Raw genomic sequence first — 17,828 nt, forward strand, 5'->3', positions numbered from 1 at the left:
GCAAACGGTTTCGTCGGCGCTCAGGATTCTCTATAATGACGCCCGTTTTCCCCCCTTGCGCACACTGTAAGCGCCCCGGCGCTTCGAAGACGAGAGACTTATGATGGAAATTCTGCGTGGTTCGCCTGCACTGTCTGCCTTCCGTATTAACAAACTGCTGGCACGTTTTCAGGCGGCCGACCTTCCGGTAAGCAATATTTACGCTGAGTATGTCCATTTTGCTGACCTGAATGCCCCCCTGAATGCAGAGGAGCGCGTACAGCTGGAACGTCTGCTTAAATATGGCCCAAGCCTGAGCAGCCATACGCCGACCGGCAAATTAATCCTCGCCACGCCACGCCCTGGCACCATCTCCCCCTGGTCTTCCAAAGCAACAGACATCGTTCACAACTGCGGTCTGAACCAGATTAACCGTCTGGAGCGCGGTGTGGCGTACTACGTGGAAGCCTCTACCCTGAGCGACGCGCAGTGGCAGGCGGTTGCGGCTGAACTGCACGACCGCATGATGGAGAGTGTGTTTGACTCTCTGGATGATGCGCAGAAACTGTTCTCCCACCATCAGCCTGCGCCGGTACAGAGCGTGGATCTGCTGGGGCAGGGGCGTCAGGCGCTGATCGACGCAAACCTGCGTCTTGGTCTGGCACTCGCAGAGGATGAAATCGACTACCTTCAGGATGCATTCGTTAAGCTGAATCGCAACCCGAACGACATCGAACTGTATATGTTCGCGCAGGCCAACTCCGAGCACTGCCGCCACAAGATTTTCAACGCCGACTGGATTATCGACGGCGAACAGCAGCCGAAGTCGCTGTTCAAAATGATCAAAAACACCATGGAGCAAACCCCTGACCACGTGCTGTCTGCCTATAAAGACAACGCCGCGGTGATGGAAGGTTCCGAGGTGGGCCGCTTCTTCGCCGATCGCGAAGCAGGGCGCTATGACTTCCATCAGGAGCCTGCGCATATCCTGATGAAAGTGGAAACCCACAACCACCCGACGGCGATCTCCCCATGGCCGGGTGCGGCGACCGGCTCCGGCGGTGAAATCCGTGACGAAGGGGCGACCGGTCGTGGTGCAAAACCAAAAGCGGGTCTGGTCGGTTTCTCCGTCTCCAACCTGCGTATCCCGGGCTTTGAACAGCCGTGGGAAGAAGATTTCGGCAAGCCAGAGCGCATCGTGACCGCGCTGGATATCATGACCGAAGGCCCGCTGGGCGGCGCGGCGTTTAACAACGAATTTGGTCGTCCGGCGCTGAACGGTTACTTCCGTACCTATGAAGAGAAAGTGGACAGCCACAACGGCGAAGAGCTGCGCGGCTATCACAAACCGATCATGCTGGCGGGCGGGATCGGCAACATCCGTGCCGATCACGTGCAAAAAGGCGAGATCGTCGTCGGCGCGAAGCTGATCGTGCTCGGCGGCCCGGCGATGAACATCGGTCTGGGCGGCGGTGCGGCCTCTTCGATGGCCTCCGGCCAGTCTGATGCGGATCTCGATTTCGCCTCCGTGCAGCGTGACAACCCTGAGATGGAGCGTCGCTGTCAGGAAGTAATCGACCGCTGCTGGCAGCTGGGCGATGCTAACCCGATTCTCTTTATCCACGACGTGGGAGCGGGCGGTCTGTCCAACGCCATGCCGGAGCTGGTGAGCGACGGCGGCCGCGGTGGTCGTTTCAACCTGCGCGATATCCTGAGCGATGAGCCTGGCATGAGCCCGCTGGAAATCTGGTGTAACGAATCCCAGGAGCGCTACGTGCTGGCGGTTGCGGCCGACCAGCTGCCGCTGTTTGACGAGCTGTGCCGCCGCGAGCGCGCGCCGTATGCCGTCATCGGTGAAGCAACCGAAGAGCAGCACCTGACTCTGAGCGACACCCATTTCGACAACCAGCCTATCGATCTGCCGCTCGACGTGCTGCTCGGTAAAACGCCGAAGATGACCCGGGACGTAACAACCCGTAAAGCGGCGGGCAAAGCGCTGGATCGCCAGGGCATCACCGTGGCACAAGCGGTCAACCGCGTGCTGCACCTGCCTGCTGTGGCAGAGAAAACCTTCCTGGTGACCATCGGCGACCGCACCGTGACCGGTATGGTATCCCGCGATCAGATGGTTGGCCCGTGGCAGATCCCGGTCGCTAACTGCGCCGTGACCACCGCGAGCCTCGACAGCTACTACGGCGAAGCGATGGCGCTGGGCGAACGCACCCCAGTGGCGCTGCTGGACTTCGCCGCCTCTGCACGACTGGCGGTTGGTGAAGCGCTGACCAACATCGCGGCGACGCAGATTGGCGACATCAAACGTATCAAACTTTCCGCGAACTGGATGGCCGCCGCCGGTCACCCTGGTGAAGACGCCGGCCTGTATGAAGCCGTGAAAGCGGTGGGTGAGGAACTGTGTCCTGCGCTCGGCCTGACCATTCCGGTGGGTAAAGACTCCATGTCGATGAAAACCCGCTGGCAGGAAGGTAACGAGCAGCGCGAGATGACCTCTCCGCTGTCGCTGGTGATCACCGCGTTTGCGCGCGTGGAAGACGTACGTCATACCGTTACGCCGCAGCTTTCCACTGAAGATAACGCCCTGCTGTTGATTGACCTCGGCAAAGGCCATAACGCCCTGGGCGCCACCGCGCTGGCGCAGGTTTACCGCCAGCTCGGCGATAAGCCAGCCGACGTGCGCGACGTCGCCCAGCTGAAAGGCTTTTACGACGCAATTCAGGCGCTGGTGGCGCAGCGTAAGCTGCTGGCCTACCACGACCGTTCCGATGGTGGCCTGCTGGTGACGCTGGCAGAGATGGCCTTCACCGGTCACTGCGGCGTTGAAGCAAACATTGCTACGCTTGGCGAAGACCGCCTGGCGGCGCTGTTTAACGAAGAGCTTGGTGCGGTCATTCAGGTACGCGCCGCAGATCGCGACGCGGTAGAAGCGATTCTGGCGCAGCACGGTCTGGCAGACTGCGTACACTATCTCGGTAAAGCGGTGCAGGGCGACCGTTTCGTGATTGAAGCCGACGGCCACGCGGTGTTCAGCGAAAGCCGCACCACGCTGCGTATGTGGTGGGCGGAAACCACCTGGCAGATGCAGCGCCTGCGTGACAACCCGGAATGCGCCGATCAGGAACACAACGCGAAGGCGAACGACAACGATCCTGGCCTGAACGTGAAGCTCAGCTTCGACATAAACGAAGACATTGCCGCGCCGTACATTGCGACCGGTGCGCGTCCGAAAGTTGCCGTGCTGCGCGAGCAGGGCGTTAACTCCCACGTTGAGATGGCGGCGGCCTTCCACCGGGCGGGCTTTGACGCCATCGACGTCCACATGAGCGACCTGCTGGCCGGGCGTACCGGGCTGGATGATTTCCAGGCGCTGGTTGCCTGCGGAGGGTTCTCCTACGGTGACGTGCTGGGCGCGGGCGAAGGCTGGGCGAAGTCTATTCTGTTCAACAGCCGCGTGCGTGACGAGTTCGAAACCTTCTTCCATCGTCCGCAGACGCTGGCGCTGGGTGTGTGTAACGGCTGTCAGATGATGTCTAACCTGCGCGAGCTGATCCCGGGCAGCGAAGCCTGGCCGCGCTTTGTGCGTAACCAGTCTGACCGCTTCGAAGCGCGCTTCAGCCTGGTAGAAGTAACCCAAAGCCCGTCTCTGCTGTTGCAGGGAATGGTGGGTTCGCAGATGCCAATCGCGGTTTCGCACGGCGAAGGTCAGGTTGAAATGCGTGATGCGGCGCACCTGGCTCAGCTTGAAAGCAAAGGACTGGTAGCGCTGCGCTTTGTTGATAACTTCGGCAAGGTCACCGAAACCTATCCGGCTAACCCGAACGGTTCGGCAAATGGCATTACCGCGGTCACCAGCGAAAGCGGTCGGGTGACCATCATGATGCCGCACCCGGAGCGTGTCTTCCGCACCGTGAGCAACTCCTGGCACCCGGAAAACTGGGGCGAGGACAGCCCGTGGATGCGCATTTTCCGCAACGCGCGTAAACAACTGGGTTAAGTTTCAACGCCCTGACTGTAGGCCCGGTAAGCGCGAGCGCCACCGGGCTTTTTTGTACCTGTCGCAAAATTGCGACAATCCTCTGGATTGAGTGTCTCCAATAAGAGACATATAAATTGTTGATTTATTTATGGCAGGACAGGTTTCCATTAAGGTGTTGCTTAATAGCGACACTTAGCCTGGAAATCATTCACCTGACAATCAATGCATTTTAATAATAAAACAATTATTAATCATAAGGATAGTATCAAAGTTTGCAATCTGGCACGCATGTTGCATAATAGTAGCCAGTGGCTCATTCACCTTCTTATGTCAGCCCCTTCGGGACGTGCTACATAAACTTCGAATGACGCACAAAAAGGTGCCTGCCGTCCAACTACTGATTATTGCAATGCTTTATCAGGCCAGGGCGAAACGTCGAGTTAGGCACCGCCTTATTCCATGACAAAGCCGGGTTTTTACCCGGCTTTGTTGTATCTGAAGGGCAGACTCAGTTACGCTCTCCTCAAACCCGGATGATGAGAGTAATGTGTTGAAACGCTGGCCCGCTTTCCCTCGCTCCCTGCGACAGCTCGTTATGATGGCCTTCCTGCTGATCCTGCTACCTTTGCTGGTTCTGGCGTGGCAGGCATGGCAAAGCCTGAATGCGTTAAGTGCCCAGGCGGCCCTGACTAACCGCACCACGCTTATTGATGCCCGCCGTAGCGAGGCAATGACCAACGCCGCGCTGGAGATGGAGCGTAGCTATCGCCAGTACTGCGTGCTGGACGACCGCACGCTGGAGAGGGTCTATCAGAACCAGCGTAAACGCTACAGCGAAATGCTGGATGCCCATGCCGGGGTCTTGCCGGATGACAAACTCTATCAGGCGCTGCGTCAGGATCTGAACGATCTGGCGCAGCTCCAGTGCAAAAACAGCGGTCCTGATGCCGCCGCCGCCGCCCGACTTGAAGCCTTCGCGAACGCCAATACGGAGATGGTGCAGTCCACCCGTACGGTTATCTTTTCCCGTGGTCAACAACTCCAGCAGGAGATTGCCGAGCGCGGCCAGTTCTTCGGCTGGCAGGCGCTGGTGCTGTTCCTCGTCAGCCTGGGGCTGGTACTGCTCTTTACCCGCATGATCATCGGCCCGGTAAAGGGGATCCAGCGGATGATTAACCGCCTGGGGGAGGGCAAATCTCTCGGGGATACGGTTGTTTTTAAAGGCCCGCGCGAGCTGCGCTCGGTCGGTCAGCGCATCATCTGGCTTTCTGAACGCCTGGCGTGGCTGGAATCGCAGCGTCACCAGTTCCTGCGCCATATCTCACACGAACTCAAAACACCGCTGGCCAGTATGCGTGAAGGCACGGAGCTGCTGGCAGACGAAGTGGCGGGGCCGTTATCCCCTGAGCAAAAAGAGATCGTGGCGATTCTGGATGCCAGTAGCCGCAATTTACAAAAACTTATTGAACAACTGCTGGACTATAACCGCAAGCTGGCGGATGGTGCTGTGGTGCTTGAAAGCGTTGAGATTGAACCGCTGGTGGACATGGTGATCTCCGCCCATAGCCTGCCAGCAAGAGCTAAAATGATGCATACCCAGGTGGATCTCAATGCGCCATCCTGCCTGGCAGAGCCGATGCTCCTAATGAGCGTACTGGATAATCTTTATTCCAATGCGGTGCACTATGGTACTGAATCCGGTACCATTTATATCAGAAGCAATAACAACGGTTCGCGGGTATTTATTGACGTAGCGAATACGGGAAGCCCGATTCCGGATGATGAAAAAACGATGATCTTTGAGCCCTTCTTCCAGGGGAGTCATCAGCGAAAAGGTGCGGTAAAAGGAAGTGGTCTGGGGCTGAGTATTGCCCGCGACTGCATACGACGCATGCAGGGTGAGCTTAACATCGTGAGTGATGAACGCGCCGATGTCTGTTTTCGTATCGAACTGCCTCTTGAGCCGGAAAAATCAATGAAATGAATAACAACCTGGTGAGTATGTCACACGTCTTTTACCGCGCACTGCGCGCGGTGTTTTCCAGCAAAAATGTGCGCCTCAGCCTGCCCTGCTTACTGCTGGCCGGCTGTGTAACCCATGCACCAAAAAGTGCGATTAGCCACAAACAGGAAGATAAATGGCCGCAAAAACAGCTGGCCGATTTCCTTTCAACACGTTGCGATGATATCTGGAGCCTGTCGGGGCGTGATGTTGAATCCAATCCGCTGTTCTGGCTGCGCGGAATAGACTGCGCCCAGCGACTGGCGCCCGCCGAGGCCCGTGCCCAGGCGGCGATGCTGATGGACGATACCTGGCAGGACGCGTTTAAACGCGGGATCGTGATGGCGGATGCCAGAATCACGCCTGTCGAACGCCGCGCCAACGTGACGCGGCTGGATACTTACGTGATCAATATTCCCCCCCAGGTGCGCCCGGTTTATCAGCTCTGGCGGGACGGACAAACCCTGCAATTACAGCTGTCCGAAGAGCGTTTCCGCTACAGCAAATTGCAGCAGTCAAGCGACAGCGAGCTTGATGCGCTTCGCCAGCAGCAGGAGTCGCTGCGCGAGCAGCTGGAAACCACCACCCGCAAGCTCGAAAATCTGACCGATATCGAAAGACAGCTCTCGACGCGTAAGCCGGCAGGCAGCTATCTGCCCGATGGGTCGAAAGGCAACTCTGCCACGACGCCAGACAGTGAGACGCCGAAACAAGAGGATGTGAAGCCATGACAAGCCGTAAACCTGCCCATCTGTTACTGGTGGATGACGATCCCGGGCTGTTAAAGCTGCTGGGGATGCGTCTGGTCAGCGAAGGCTACAGCGTGGTCACCGCTGAAAGCGGGCAGGAGGGGCTGAAAGTGCTCAGCCGCGAGAAAATCGATCTGGTGATCAGCGATTTGCGCATGGATGAAATGGATGGCCTGCAACTGTTCACGGAGATCCAGAAGCAGCAGCCCGGGATGCCGGTGATTATCCTCACCGCTCACGGATCTATTCCTGATGCGGTGGCCGCGACGCAGCAGGGGGTATTCAGCTTCCTCACCAAACCGGTGGATAAAGACGCCCTCTATAAAGCGATCGACAGCGCTCTTGAGCACGCGGCGCCATCCGGCGACGACGGCTGGCGTGAATCCATCGTGACGCGTAGCCCTGTGATGCTGCGCCTGCTGGAACAGGCGCGGATGGTGGCGCAATCCGACGTTAGCGTGCTGATCAACGGCCAGAGCGGGACCGGGAAAGAGATCCTGGCCCAGGCGATCCACAACGCCAGCCCACGCAGTAAAAATGCCTTTATTGCCATCAACTGTGGCGCGCTGCCGGAACAACTGCTTGAGTCTGAGCTCTTCGGCCATGCCCGCGGCGCCTTTACCGGCGCGGTGAGCAGCCGTGAAGGGCTGTTCCAGGCGGCTGAGGGGGGCACGCTGTTCCTTGATGAAATTGGCGATATGCCCGCGCCGTTGCAGGTCAAACTGCTGCGCGTGTTGCAGGAGCGGAAAGTGCGTCCGCTTGGCAGCAACCGCGATATCGATATCAACGTGCGCATTATTTCCGCTACCCATCGCGATTTGCCCAAGGTGATGGCGCGCAACGAGTTCCGCGAAGATCTCTACTATCGACTGAATGTCGTCAACCTGAAAATCCCGGCGCTGGCCGAGCGTGCGGAAGATATCCCGCTGCTGGCAAATCACCTTTTGCGCCAGGCCGCTGACCGCCACAAACCATTCGTGCGCGCGTTCTCCACCGATGCGATGAAACGCCTGATGACAGCAAGCTGGCCGGGCAACGTACGCCAGCTGGTGAACGTGATTGAGCAGTGCGTGGCGCTGACGTCATCGCCGGTGATCAGCGATGCGCTGGTGGAGCAGGCGCTCGAGGGGGAAAACACGGCCTTACCGACGTTTGCGGAAGCGCGAAACCAGTTCGAGCTGAACTATCTGCGCAAGCTGCTGCAAATCACCAAAGGCAACGTGACCCACGCGGCGCGCATGGCCGGGCGTAACCGTACCGAGTTTTATAAATTGCTCTCACGCCATGAGCTGGAAGCGAACGATTTTAAAGAGTAATACCGCAAAATTCGCCTGAATATGATACTGTGAGCAACCGATTACGAGGCTGCTTACTGGCAAGAGTTTAAGGACCCACCATGAAAAAGATTGATGCGATTATTAAACCTTTCAAACTGGATGATGTACGTGAAGCGCTGGCAGAAGTAGGCATCACCGGGATGACCGTAACTGAAGTGAAAGGTTTTGGTCGTCAGAAGGGCCACACCGAGCTATACCGTGGCGCAGAGTACATGGTGGACTTTCTGCCGAAAGTGAAAATCGAGATCGTGGTAAGCGATGATATCGTCGATACCTGTGTGGATACCATCATCCGCACGGCGCAGACCGGTAAAATTGGCGACGGGAAAATCTTCGTCTTTGACGTGGCGCGCGTGATCCGTATCCGTACCGGCGAAGAAGACGACGCGGCGATTTAAAAAAGATTTGGTAGGCCGGGTAAGGCGCAGCTGCCACCCGGCGAAAAAAAAGCCCCTCGTTGAGGGGCTTTTTGCATTACAGCACTTTATGCGGGCCGAAACATTCGTAATGAATGTTGTCTTTATTAACGCCCAGGTCTACCAGCTGCTTCGCGGCATACTGCATAAACGCTACCGGCCCACAAACGTAGAACTGCATCCCCGGTGCGCTGAACGCCCCTTCATGCTGCCCTAAATTCATCAGGCCTTCGCTGTCGAAACGAGCCGCTGCGCGGTCGGCTTCCGTGGGTAAACGATACCAGGTATGCGCGGTAAAGTGTGGCAGACCCGCTCCCAGCGCTTTCACCTCGTCCGCGAAGGCGTGAACATCACCGTTCTCCGCCGCGTGGAACCAGTTAACCTGCGCGCTGTGGTTTGCTTTCGCCAGCGTATCCAGCATCGCCAGCATTGGCGTCTGCCCCACGCCTGCGGAGATCAGCGTCACCGGGGTATTCGTTTCAACGGCCATAAAGAAATCGCCCGCCGGTGCCGCCAGATGGACCACGTCGCCCACGCTGGCTTCGTTATGCAGCCAGTTGGATACCTGACCGCCTTCCTCACGTTTAACCGCAATGCGATAGCCTTTGCCGTCTGGCTTGCGGGTCAGGGAGTACTGGCGAATCTCCTGATGCGGGAAGCCTTCAGGCTTCAGCCAGACGCCCAGATACTGGCCCGGCTGGTAATCGGCAACTGGCTGACCGTCAACTGGCTCAAACTCAAAGCTGGTGATCAGTGCGCTGCGCGGGGTTTTCTCAACGATGCGGAAGGCGCGCGTGCCTTCCCAGCCGCCAATCTTGCTGGCGTTTTCGCTGTAGATCTGTGCTTCACGGTTGATGAATACGTTTGCAAGTACGCCATAGGCCTTCCCCCAGGCATCCAGTACTTCCTGGCCCGGGCTGAACATTTCGTCCAGGGTCGCCAGCAGGTGACTGCCGACGATGTTGTACTGCTCAGGTTTGATCTGGAAGCTGGTGTGCTTCTGCGCGATTTTTTCCACCGCAGGCAGCAGAGCCGGCAGGTTTTCGATGTTGCTGGCATAGGCGGCAATAGCATTAAACAGCGCTTCGCGCTGATCGCCGTTACGCTGGTTGCTCATGTTGAAAATCTCTTTGAGCTCCGGGTTATGCGCGAACATGCGATCGTAGAAATGGGCGGTCAGTTTAGGACCCGTTTCAACCAGCAGGGGGATTGTGGCTTTCACGGTAGCGATGGTTTGGGCGTCGAGCATAGCAGCTTCCTTCTGATGTTACTTTAATGATGTATTTTATATGCATCTTATAAAAATACCCCTGCAATGTAAATGGTTCTTTGCATCGTGAAAAATATGCATCACAAAGCTGAAAAGAAATCCGTTGAAAATGGTGAGAGCTTTATTGCTCAAACCCTTGCGTGGCGTGGAGGTAAACGTTTGCGTAAAATCGTTTGTCAAGACCTGTTATCGCAGAACTATTCAGTTATACTGTTGCCCGTCGTCCAACAGGACTGCCTTTTCAGGCCAAAAATTTACTTGTTAGCTGAGTCAGGAGATGCGGATGTTAAAGCGTGAAATGAACATTGCCGATTATGATGCCGAACTGTGGCAGGCTATGGAGCAGGAAAAAGTACGTCAGGAAGAGCACATCGAACTGATCGCCTCCGAAAACTACACCAGCCCGCGCGTGATGCAGGCGCAGGGTTCTCAGCTGACCAACAAATATGCTGAAGGTTATCCGGGCAAGCGCTACTACGGCGGTTGCGAATACGTTGATATCGTTGAGCAGCTGGCTATTGACCGTGCGAAAGAACTCTTTGGCGCTGACTACGCGAACGTCCAGCCGCACTCTGGCTCTCAGGCTAACTTCGCTGTTTATACCGCGCTGTTGCAGCCGGGCGATACCGTTCTGGGTATGAACCTGGCGCAGGGCGGCCACCTGACTCACGGCTCCCCGGTTAACTTCTCTGGCAAACTGTACAACATCATCCCTTACGGTATTGATGAGTCCGGTAAAATTGACTACGAAGACATGGCGAAGCAGGCCAAAGAGCACAAGCCGAAGATGATCATCGGTGGCTTCTCTGCTTACTCCGGCATCGTTGACTGGGCAAAAATGCGTGAAATCGCTGACAGCATCGGCGCGTACCTGTTCGTCGACATGGCGCACGTTGCCGGTCTGATTGCCGCTGGCGTTTACCCGAACCCGGTTCCACATGCGCACGTTGTGACCACCACCACCCACAAAACCCTGGCGGGTCCACGCGGTGGGCTGATCCTGGCGAAAGGCGGTGACGAAGAGCTGTACAAAAAGCTGAACTCCGCCGTATTCCCAAGCGCCCAGGGCGGCCCGCTGATGCACGTTATCGCCGCGAAAGCCGTCGCGCTGAAAGAAGCGATGGAGCCAGAGTTCAAGGTTTATCAGCAGCAGGTTGCTAAAAACGCCAAAGCGATGGTGGAAGTGTTCCTGAATCGTGGCTACAAAGTGGTCTCTGGCGGGACTGAAAACCACCTGTTCCTGCTGGACCTGGTTGATAAGAACCTGACCGGTAAAGAAGCTGACGCAGCCCTCGGCCGCGCCAACATCACCGTGAACAAAAACAGCGTGCCAAACGATCCGAAGAGCCCGTTCGTGACCTCCGGTATCCGTATCGGTTCTCCGGCCGTAACTCGTCGTGGCTTTAAAGAAGCGGAAGTAAAAGAGCTGGCGGGCTGGATGTGTGACGTTCTGGACAACATCAATGACGACGCGGTTATCGAGCGCGTTAAAGGTAAAGTGCTGGACATCTGCGCACGCTTCCCGGTGTACGCATAATTCTCTGCGTTGCAGAACTGAAAAAGGCCGCTCATGCGGCCTTTTTTTATGGGCTAACGTCGATCGAGGGAGATGGCCCCCGGCCCGGTAATCGCCAGCAAAATAAATGCGCCAGCGATACTCACATTTTTGTAGAAGTTAATCATATTTGGCAGGACCGCATCGCCCGTCATATCCCAGTAGTGGTGACCAATCACCGCCGTTCCCAGCGTATAGAAGACAAAGATCACCGCGAGAGGGCGGGTGAAAAAGCCCAGCACGATTAGAATCGCGGCGGGGACTTCCATCACCACCGCAATAATCGCGGCCAGCATGGGCATGGGGGCGCCGAGCGACGTCATATACTGAACGGTGCCGCTAAACCCCGTCAGCTTGGGATAACCGAAAATAATAAACAGGACCACGATAGCAATGCGGGCAATTAAAAGCAGGAGAGAACGAGAGGAGCCGAAATCGAAATAACGTAAGCTGTTCATGGCAAACGACCTCTTCAGGCGATGTCTTATAAACGTAATACAGTTTTACCGCTCTCGCCATACGCTGCCCGGCTGGTGTTGATGTTAATTTTTAGTTAATTTATAGCGCGCTAACGACTTGCTAAAGTCAGGGATTAACGCCAGACTATCGCCTCCATTTCGGGAGGGATTCATGGTCTTGCATTCCACGCGCTGGCTGGCGCTCAGCTATTTCACCTATTTCTTTAGTTACGGTATTTTTCTGCCTTTCTGGAGCGTCTGGCTCAAGGGAATTGGTCTGACGCCTGAGACCATTGGCATCCTGCTGGGCGCGGGGCTGGTGGCACGCTTCCTGGGTAGTCTGCTGATTGCGCCCCGCGTCAGCGATCCCTCCTTACTGATTAAAGCGGTGCGAATTCTGGCCCTGCTGACGCTGGTCTTTGCAGCCTGCTTCTGGGTTAGCCATCAGTTTGCCTGGCTGATGGTGGTAATGGTTGGCTTTAATCTGTTCTTCTCCCCGCTGGTGCCGCTGACGGATGCCCTGGCGAACACCTGGCAAAAGCAGATCACCATGGACTATGGCCGCGTGCGCCTGTGGGGATCGATTGCCTTCGTGATCGGCTCTGCGCTGGTCGGGAAACTGGTCAGCCTCTATGACTATCGTGCCATTCTGGCGCTGCTAACGCTCGGCATCGCCTCAATGCTGCTCGGTATGTTGCTGCGTCCGTCGGTGATGCCGCAGGGCGAAAGCCGCCATCAGGAGAGCGCCGGCTGGCCCGCCTGGCGCTCGCTGGTGGCGCAAAGCTGGCGTTTCCTGGCCTGCGTCTGTCTGCTTCAGGGGGCGCATGCGGCCTATTATGGCTTCAGCGCCATCTACTGGCAGGGGGCGGGTTACTCGGCTTCTGCGGTAGGCTACCTGTGGTCGCTCGGCGTGGTGGCGGAGGTTATTATCTTCGCGCTGAGCCAAAAACTGTTCCGTCGTTTCGGGGCGCGTGACCTGCTGCTGCTTTCCGCCGTGTGCGGCGTGGCGCGCTGGGGCATCATGGGCTGGACGACGGAGCTGCCGTGGCTGATTGTGGCGCAAATTCTGCACTGCGGAACCTTCACCGTCTGCCATCTGGCGGCGATGCGCTACATCGCGGCGCGAGAGGGTGGGGACGTTATTCGTCTTCAGGCGGTCTATTCAGCGGTGGCGATGGGCGGCAGTATTGCGGTGATGACCGTATTTGCCGGTTTCCTCTATCAGCACCTGGGGCACGGTGTGTTCTGGGTGATGGCGCTGGTCGCTTTACCGGCCATCGTTATTCGCCCTAAAGTCGCTGCTCGCACGTAACTACGATTCGAGCATTACGCGAATGTGTTCCTGCTGCTGCGTGTTCAGGGTCTCAACGGCATGAATGAGCGGCGGCGAGAACAGCGGCAGGGCGGTTGGATAAGGCGTAATAACCAGCGCCGCCTCGCGGGGCGCGCCCTCCTTCTTAAACGCCTCCAGGCTAAGATAACGAATATTGAGCGGCAGCAGCGTCAGCTCGCGAAGCTGCTGCTCAATTAACTCTTCACAGGCTTTATCTTCCCCCGTTAACAGGACCACCTGTTTTTCATGCAGATCGGTCTCCTGCATCAGCCAGGCACCAAAAATCACCGCCACCAGAGCCATCTCTTCACCGGAGAATCTCAGACCAAATTCGGCTTCCAGCTCAGACAGCGCCTCTTTAGTGGTGCGCAGCAGCCGGGGGTATAAACGGTGGATCTCTTCCGGCAGACTGTTGTCGATGCCGATGTCAAATAAGGAGCGGTCCAGCGCCTGAGCCAGATGAATATAAAGCTGATCGGTCAGACCTTGCTCATCGCTGAAGTTCATCCCGGTTTGTGCCCGGAAGCGGGCAATCATACGCACGATGGCGCGACGCAGGCGCTGATCCTGCTGGTGTTTATCCATCACCGGGTCGGGGGTGCGGAGCATCATAAAGAGCAGCGCCAGGAACAGCTGTTCATCGCTGTGCGTTCCCTGCGGGACGCGCCGTTTCCAGTGGCGGACAATTTCCTGCGCCGTAAAGTATTCCCCTCGGGACTGCGTCCAGCTGCGCTGAACGGGCGAAAACTCCGGCGTATTGCCCAGATGATGCTGAATCAGACAATATTGCAGATAGAGCTGTAAAAATTGTACGTCGCGGGACTCAAACTGGCGCTGAAGCTTGCGCGCACAAAAGTTGATAAGCGCCCGAAGGTTCGCATCGTCATAAAGCGGGCGGGCAATGCCGTGCTGTTTGAGCGCGGTTTTTAAGGCAGGGGTAAACTGTTGGGCGACAAAATGTGGACAGAGCCGAAGCGCCCTGCGCAGCCAGTGCAGCAGGCACAAACGTTGATTAAGGGCGGAACCCTCAATTCGGTAGCAGCCATCATGGTGCGTGACGATATCAAGCCGATGATAGCGCTGGATTTCATCGCGCGTCTCGGCTATATCTTGCCGTGCCATGACGTCGTCCACGCCGTTGGCAGCGATTATGCTCTGTGCGGTGACGGCAGCATCGGGCAGGTAAAGCATCAAAAGCACCTGGCAGCGGCGCTGCGAACTGGAAAGCACAGATGGAATTTCAAGCGTCGTCATCATCTGTCGGGTATCCAGTGTGAATGTTTGATAAGAATAGCTAAAGGATGGGCGCTGAAAAGCGCACCGGCAGGCCTTTCACTCAGGATTGCTGGCGAACATCACAGAATTTTTGACGTGAGGAACAGATGCAAATAGTTAAACAAAGCGCGGTAGCGTTATTTTTGGCGGTTTTCACTTTCGCCGCCGGCGCACATCCTCACAGTTTTATCAGCCTGAAAACCGAACTGGTGACGGACGGCACGCAGCTCAGTGGCCTGAAGATGCACTGGACGATGGATGAAATCACCTCCGCCGACCTGCTGTACGATGCCGGAAACGCAAAGCCCGGCGATGAGATCTGGAAAAAGCTGGCGGCGGAGGTGATGGCCAACGTGCTGGGTCAGCACTACTTCACCGAGTTCTGGCACAACGGACAAAAGGTGAAATTTCTTAACCGTCCCACGGAGTACGGCATGACCCGCGAAGGTCATCAGGCGGTGCTGACGTTCGTGCTTCCGCTGGCGCATCCTCAGCCGCTGGCCGGGCAGAAGTACACGTTTTCCACGTTTGACCCTACCTATTATGTCGATATGCGCTATGACAATGACAGCGACGTACGGCTGCCGGACGCGCTGCAAAAAAGCTGCAAAATTGGCGTGCACACCCCTAAACCCAGCGAAGAGACGCTGAACTTTGCGATCTCGCTGGATAAAGCAGATGCCCCGCCTGAGGACATGGAGCTGGGTAAACAGTTCGCGCAGGAGGTGACGTTACAATGTCAGTGATCTCCTCTCCCGTCAGTAAGCCGCGTCGCTGGCTGCACCTCTGGCCTCTGGCGCTCTTTTTGTTGTTAGCGGTTGGCGGCGCGCTCTGGCTGTGGCAGGCATGGCCGCAGGTGATGGTGAAAAGCGTCCTCTGGCAGCGGGAAGTTAATCAGCAGATGAGCGTGCTGCTGAAAGCCGTGGCGGATAATCCGACCAAAGCGGGCGGCGCTCTTCTGGCGTTCAGCTTTATCTATGGCGTGCTGCATGCCCTGGGACCGGGGCACGGCAAAATTGTCATCACGACCTGGCTTGCTACGCATCCGTCGAAGCTGAAATCGAGTATCGGCCTGACGCTGGCTTCTTCTTTACTTCAGGGCGGTGTGGCGATTGCGCTGGTCGTGGTCGTCCTCTCGCTGCTACAGCTGCCGGCTCGCCAGCTGCATATGAGCAGCTTCTGGCTGGAGAAGGGGAGTTACGCGCTGGTAGGCGTGCTGGGGTTGATCCTCTGCTGGCGGGCGCTGAAAAAATTGCGCGCGTTGCTGCAAAAACCAAAATTCAAAGCCTTTACGCCGCATCACGTTCACCATGAAAACTGCGGGTGCGGGCATCAGCATCTGCCGACGCAGGAACAATTACAGAATGGTGACGACTGGCGTGCGCGTCTGATGATTGTGCTCTCAATGGGGATGCGTCCGTGCTCGGGCGCAATCATGGTGCTGTTGTTCAGCAAAGTGACAGGCGTATTTGGCTGGGGCATGCTCTCGGCGCTGGCGATGGCGGCGGGAACGTCTCTGACGATCTCTTCGTTAGCCTTGCTGGTGCACAGCTTCCGTCAGCTGGCGGTAAAACTCAGCGGCAATAAAACGCCGGTATTGTGGCGACAGGTTGGCTGGACGACGCTTGCGTTGGCGGGCGGGGTGATTCTGCTGGTGGCTGCGGTCACGATGTGGATGAGCGCGCTGCCGGTGGGAAGGGGGTTGCGGCCTTTCTAGCCGTATCTGAGGCGTGTTGTAGGCCCGGTAAGCGTAGCGCCACCGGGCTTAACAGACTGAATTAACGCTTCAGCGCATCGCTCAGTTCATCACGCATGTTTGCCAGCATGGCTTTAACAACGCGCGGGTTACCTGCAACGATGTTGCCGGTAGACATATAGTTATGGCCGCCGGTGAAGTCGCAAACAATCGCGCCAGCTTCACGTGCGATCAGCTCGCCCGCCGCGAAGTCCCACGGCTTCAGTGACAGCTCAAAGTAACCGTCAACGCGGCCGGTCGCCACGTAGGCCAGATCCAGTGCAGCAGAGCCAGTGCGACGGAAGTCCGCGCATTCGGTGAACAGCTTGCCCAGGATATTCATATAGGTGGTTGCGTGCTGCTTCGCCTTGAACGGGAAGCCAGTCGCCAGAATCGTGCCGTCCAGATCGCGTGCATTGCTGCAACGCAGACGGTAGCCGTTCAGCTGCGCGCCCTGACCGCGGGTTGCGGTGAACAGTTCGTTACGCATTGGATCGTAAACAACAGCGACTTCAGTACGGCCTTTGATGCGTACTGCAATAGACACAGAGAAGTGTGGCAGGCGTTTAACGAAGTTGGTGGTGCCATCCAGTGGATCGATAACCCATTGAACATCCTGATCGGTACCTTCATGTTCACCGCTTTCTTCGGTGATGATGGTGTGCTGCGGGTAAGATTTGCGGATCGTTTCGATAATAATCGCTTCTGCGGCTTTATCGACGTTAGTCACGAAATCATTGCTGCCTTTCTGGCTGGTTTCTACGGAGTCTGGGGTTTCGTAGTGTTTGGCAATTACATTACCCGCCTTGCGCGCTGCGCGCACGGCGATGGTCAGCATCGGATGCATCGGTCTCTCTCACTGGATGTTAAAGAACAGGAAAATCGGCGCAGAGTATAGCAGCGGGATCGGATTATGTCTCTCGTTTATGATAATATGCCCGAATATTCTTCAGACACTGAATCCAGACATCTAAAAATTATGCTGCAAAACATTCGAATCGTGCTGGTCGAAACATCGCACACCGGCAACATGGGCTCTGTGGCCCGCGCTATGAAAACCATGGGCTTAACGAACCTGTGGCTGGTTAATCCGCTGGTGAAACCAGACTCTCAGGCTATTGCTCTGGCGGCCGGCGCCAGCGACGTGATCGGGAATGCGCAGATCGTGGACACCCTGGACGAAGCCCTGGCCGGTTGCAGTCTGGTGGTGGGGACCAGCGCGCGCTCCCGTACGCTGCCCTGGCCGATGCTGGACCCGCGCGAATGCGGCCTGAAAAGTATCTCAGAAGCGGAACAGGCGCCGGTTGCGCTGGTGTTTGGTCGTGAACGCGTTGGCCTGACCAACGAGGAACTACAGAAGTGTCACTACCACGTGGCGATTGCCGCCAATCCGGAATACAGCTCGCTGAACCTGGCGATGGCGGTGCAGGTCATTGCCTACGAAGTGCGCATGGCATGGCTGGCGACGCAGGAGAAACCGGTCGAACCTAAAGAAGAGACGGCCTACCCGCTGGTGGACGATCTGGAGCGCTTCTACGGTCATCTGGAGCAGACGCTGCTCTCAACCGGCTTTATCCGTGAAGGCCACCCGGGTCAGGTGATGAACAAGCTGCGCCGTATGTTCACCCGCGCCCGCCCGGAAAGCCAGGAGCTGAACATTCTGCGCGGGATTCTGGCGTCGATTGAGCAGAAGAACAAAGCGTAGTGTCGATTTCCCCCTCTCCCCGT

The 17,828-nt window shown here is 56.9% G+C and carries 14 protein-coding genes; 10 read left to right on the forward strand and 4 right to left on the reverse strand.

What is annotated here, in order from left to right; genetic code table 11:
- Nucleotides 1-100: 100 nt before the first annotated feature.
- The 5 genes from purL (at nt 101) to glnB (ending at nt 8,456) form a co-directional block, all read left to right on the forward strand.
- Nucleotides 101-3,988, forward strand: coding sequence for a phosphoribosylformylglycinamidine synthase (gene purL, locus AM329_RS00985; protein ID WP_032609857.1), 3,888 nt, complete (start codon nt 101-103; stop codon nt 3,986-3,988).
- Nucleotides 3,989-4,520: 532 nt separating this feature from the next.
- A complete protein-coding gene (gene qseE, locus AM329_RS00990) occupies nt 4,521-5,954 on the forward strand; it encodes a two component system sensor histidine kinase QseE/GlrK (RefSeq protein WP_032610263.1) in 1,434 nt (477 codons plus the stop codon).
- The gene (gene qseG, locus AM329_RS00995; protein ID WP_003860689.1) at nt 5,951-6,703 is read left to right on the forward strand and encodes a two-component system QseEF-associated lipoprotein QseG; all 753 of its coding nucleotides are present in this window, start codon (nt 5,951-5,953) and stop codon (nt 6,701-6,703) included. The genes qseE and qseG overlap by 4 nt, the downstream gene beginning before the upstream one ends.
- Nucleotides 6,700-8,037, forward strand: a complete 1,338-nt coding sequence (glrR, locus tag AM329_RS01000) for a two-component system response regulator GlrR (protein WP_003860687.1) — start codon at nt 6,700-6,702, stop codon at nt 8,035-8,037. The genes qseG and glrR overlap by 4 nt, the downstream gene beginning before the upstream one ends.
- 80 nt (nt 8,038-8,117) lie before the next feature.
- The gene (gene glnB, locus AM329_RS01005) at nt 8,118-8,456 is read left to right on the forward strand and encodes a nitrogen regulatory protein P-II (RefSeq protein WP_003860685.1); all 339 of its coding nucleotides are present in this window, start codon (nt 8,118-8,120) and stop codon (nt 8,454-8,456) included.
- Nucleotides 8,457-8,532: 76 nt separating this feature from the next.
- Here glnB and hmpA read toward each other — a convergent pair whose 3' ends face one another.
- Complete coding sequence (gene hmpA, locus AM329_RS01010) at nt 8,533-9,723, reverse strand: NO-inducible flavohemoprotein (RefSeq protein WP_032665849.1); 1,191 nt, start codon at nt 9,721-9,723, stop codon at nt 8,533-8,535.
- A 304-nt stretch (nt 9,724-10,027) separates the two neighbouring features.
- Between hmpA and glyA the strand changes: the two genes are divergently transcribed.
- A complete protein-coding gene (gene glyA, locus AM329_RS01020; protein WP_003860678.1) occupies nt 10,028-11,281 on the forward strand; it encodes a serine hydroxymethyltransferase in 1,254 nt (417 codons plus the stop codon).
- A gap of 53 nt (nt 11,282-11,334) precedes the next feature.
- On the opposite strand, the gene AM329_RS01025 is transcribed toward glyA, so the two are convergent.
- Nucleotides 11,335-11,757, reverse strand: a complete 423-nt coding sequence (locus AM329_RS01025) for a DoxX family protein (RefSeq protein WP_003860675.1) — start codon at nt 11,755-11,757, stop codon at nt 11,335-11,337.
- A gap of 172 nt (nt 11,758-11,929) precedes the next feature.
- On the opposite strand from AM329_RS01025, the gene AM329_RS01030 reads away from it, so the two are divergent.
- Complete coding sequence (locus AM329_RS01030) at nt 11,930-13,069, forward strand: 3-phenylpropionate MFS transporter (RefSeq protein WP_003860673.1); 1,140 nt, start codon at nt 11,930-11,932, stop codon at nt 13,067-13,069.
- Here AM329_RS01030 and csiE read toward each other — a convergent pair whose 3' ends face one another.
- Nucleotides 13,070-14,347 carry a stationary phase inducible protein CsiE gene (gene csiE, locus AM329_RS01035; protein ID WP_022651600.1) on the reverse strand — a complete coding sequence of 426 codons (1,278 nt, stop codon included), beginning with the start codon at nt 14,345-14,347 and terminating at the stop codon, nt 13,070-13,072.
- A gap of 125 nt (nt 14,348-14,472) precedes the next feature.
- Here csiE and AM329_RS01040 point away from each other — a divergent pair, with 125 nt between their 5' ends.
- Nucleotides 14,473-15,111 carry a DUF1007 family protein gene (locus tag AM329_RS01040; RefSeq protein ID WP_003860670.1) on the forward strand — a complete coding sequence of 213 codons (639 nt, stop codon included), beginning with the start codon at nt 14,473-14,475 and terminating at the stop codon, nt 15,109-15,111.
- Nucleotides 15,102-16,082 carry a nickel/cobalt transporter gene (locus tag AM329_RS01045; protein ID WP_003860669.1) on the forward strand — a complete coding sequence of 327 codons (981 nt, stop codon included), beginning with the start codon at nt 15,102-15,104 and terminating at the stop codon, nt 16,080-16,082. Before AM329_RS01040 ends, AM329_RS01045 begins: the two co-directional genes overlap by 10 nt.
- A 61-nt stretch (nt 16,083-16,143) precedes the next feature.
- Here AM329_RS01045 and suhB read toward each other — a convergent pair whose 3' ends face one another.
- The gene (gene suhB, locus AM329_RS01050) at nt 16,144-16,947 is read right to left on the reverse strand and encodes an inositol-1-monophosphatase (protein ID WP_003860668.1); all 804 of its coding nucleotides are present in this window, start codon (nt 16,945-16,947) and stop codon (nt 16,144-16,146) included.
- A gap of 132 nt (nt 16,948-17,079) precedes the next feature.
- On the opposite strand from suhB, the gene trmJ reads away from it, so the two are divergent.
- Nucleotides 17,080-17,805, forward strand: a complete 726-nt coding sequence (trmJ, locus tag AM329_RS01055; protein WP_003860666.1) for a tRNA (cytosine(32)/uridine(32)-2'-O)-methyltransferase TrmJ — start codon at nt 17,080-17,082, stop codon at nt 17,803-17,805.
- Nucleotides 17,806-17,828: the final 23 nt, after the last annotated feature.

Origin of the sequence: Enterobacter cloacae complex sp. AR_0002, assembly GCF_001922365.1 — a bacterium.
GTDB classification, from domain to species: domain Bacteria; phylum Pseudomonadota; class Gammaproteobacteria; order Enterobacterales; family Enterobacteriaceae; genus Enterobacter; species Enterobacter hormaechei_C.

Coding starts and splice junctions, on each gene's coding strand:
- purL (WP_032609857.1), top strand. CDS start 101: ATGATGGAAATTCTGCGTGGTTCGCCTGCACTGTCTGCCTTCCGTATT.
- qseG (WP_003860689.1), top strand. CDS start 5,951: ATGAATAACAACCTGGTGAGTATGTCACACGTCTTTTACCGCGCACTG.
- glrR (WP_003860687.1), top strand. CDS start 6,700: ATGACAAGCCGTAAACCTGCCCATCTGTTACTGGTGGATGACGATCCC.
- glnB (WP_003860685.1), top strand. CDS start 8,118: ATGAAAAAGATTGATGCGATTATTAAACCTTTCAAACTGGATGATGTA.
- hmpA (WP_032665849.1), bottom strand. CDS start 9,723: ATGCTCGACGCCCAAACCATCGCTACCGTGAAAGCCACAATCCCCCTG.
- glyA (WP_003860678.1), top strand. CDS start 10,028: ATGTTAAAGCGTGAAATGAACATTGCCGATTATGATGCCGAACTGTGG.
- AM329_RS01025 (WP_003860675.1), bottom strand. CDS start 11,757: ATGAACAGCTTACGTTATTTCGATTTCGGCTCCTCTCGTTCTCTCCTG.
- AM329_RS01030 (WP_003860673.1), top strand. CDS start 11,930: ATGGTCTTGCATTCCACGCGCTGGCTGGCGCTCAGCTATTTCACCTAT.
- csiE (WP_022651600.1), bottom strand. CDS start 14,347: ATGATGACGACGCTTGAAATTCCATCTGTGCTTTCCAGTTCGCAGCGC.
- AM329_RS01040 (WP_003860670.1), top strand. CDS start 14,473: ATGCAAATAGTTAAACAAAGCGCGGTAGCGTTATTTTTGGCGGTTTTC.
- AM329_RS01045 (WP_003860669.1), top strand. CDS start 15,102: ATGTCAGTGATCTCCTCTCCCGTCAGTAAGCCGCGTCGCTGGCTGCAC.
- suhB (WP_003860668.1), bottom strand. CDS start 16,947: ATGCATCCGATGCTGACCATCGCCGTGCGCGCAGCGCGCAAGGCGGGT.
- trmJ (WP_003860666.1), top strand. CDS start 17,080: ATGCTGCAAAACATTCGAATCGTGCTGGTCGAAACATCGCACACCGGC.